This is a genomic window from Xenorhabdus entomophaga, from assembly GCF_037996725.1.
Taxonomy (GTDB): domain Bacteria; phylum Pseudomonadota; class Gammaproteobacteria; order Enterobacterales; family Enterobacteriaceae; genus Xenorhabdus; species Xenorhabdus khoisanae.
The window spans coordinates 1-1,119 of sequence record NZ_JBBMXH010000259.1 but is presented as its reverse complement, the minus strand read 5'-3'; the positions used below and the strand labels follow the sequence as shown (position 1 = coordinate 1,119).

General features: G+C 46.9%; 2 protein-coding genes. Both read right to left on the bottom strand.

Features of this window, described 5'->3' with window-relative positions:
* Nucleotides 1-315, bottom strand: a 315-nt coding sequence (locus tag AAC854_RS22625; protein WP_479715134.1) for a cupin domain-containing protein, incomplete at its 3' end; no start/stop codon positions are given.
* A gap of 34 nt (nucleotides 316-349) precedes the next feature.
* A complete protein-coding gene (locus AAC854_RS22620; RefSeq protein WP_340619054.1) occupies nucleotides 350-958 on the bottom strand; it encodes a hypothetical protein in 609 nt (202 codons plus the stop codon).
* Nucleotides 959-1,119 lie beyond the last annotated feature (161 nt).

Below are 1,119 nucleotides of genomic sequence, written 5' to 3'. Positions count from 1 at the left end.
CATGTTCTGGAGGAACTGGGTGATGTAGCTGTTAATCGCCACTATATGCCTGACCCCATCGGAAATGGAATCCGGGGCAGTGGTCTGAATCTGATATTTCACATTGTTGAGGGTAACACTGGCATTATCCGCCAGTACCAGCTCGGTGTCTGAATTTACTGCCTGTATCATGTGCGGTAAATTACTGTTGCCGGACTGGATTAACATCAGCTGCCCGGGGGCGACCCCGTTGATATTTGATATAAATTTTGTGCCCGTGCCGCGGACAATAGCCGAGCCGGACACAGTGCTGATAGTGCCTTGTGAATAGAGCATGATTGGATTCCTGAGAGGTTAGAAATTGAAGTAGTCAGCCTTCAATGGCGGTAAGGTCAACGATAAAGCCTTCCATTAAAGGGGGTGGGCCACTCCATGTTCCCGGATCTGTTATTCCACCCCCTCGGTAGGCAAATTCAAATGAATATACGATTTCAATTCTGCCGCGACTGTATCTGGGTTTGAATGATTCTGCATAAACATCATATACCCATTCATCATCGTAGTGCGGCGGCCCGCCCTGAATAAATTGTTTGTTTTTGTAGTAATGCCTGGACTGGTCTTTGATTATCATGTAACCATAGTGCCGCTCTAATCCCCCCGCATGAACAAACGGGGTATGTTTATTATTTGGAATATCAACATAAAACGGTTTCACAAATGACAAGAGTTTCATCGCGGAAGAAAACATCAGTTTGCCTTTCTCGCTATAAACCTCCAGTCCACTGTGGCCATAGATACTCAATTCCGATATCGGGGCAAAAAAATATTTACCGCCCGCCCCGTAAACCTCAGCAAAATTATAGTATCCCAGTTGTCGGTTACTCTCCCCATCCGCCGCTTTTTTCAGAAATCCCAGCGCCGGGGATTTATCCGAAATCTGGACAAATCCGTTATCGGTATAAAATTCAATGCCAGACATATTATATCGCCCAAATAGTGACGCGGTTTTCCATCACATCCCAGCCAGCGCCGCTCTGCCCGCCACCGTACCCCTTTTGCTCCCACCGATGCACATCGTAATCCACGTGGTAATTAAATGTGCTGCCAGAGACACTGAACCGGGTGAACTCATTGCTGATA

What these genes read in the sequence shown, in the direction of transcription:
- AAC854_RS22620 (WP_340619054.1), bottom strand. Translation starts at nt 958, where the DNA reads ATGTCTGGCATTGAATTTTATACCGATAACGGATTTGTCCAGATTTCG.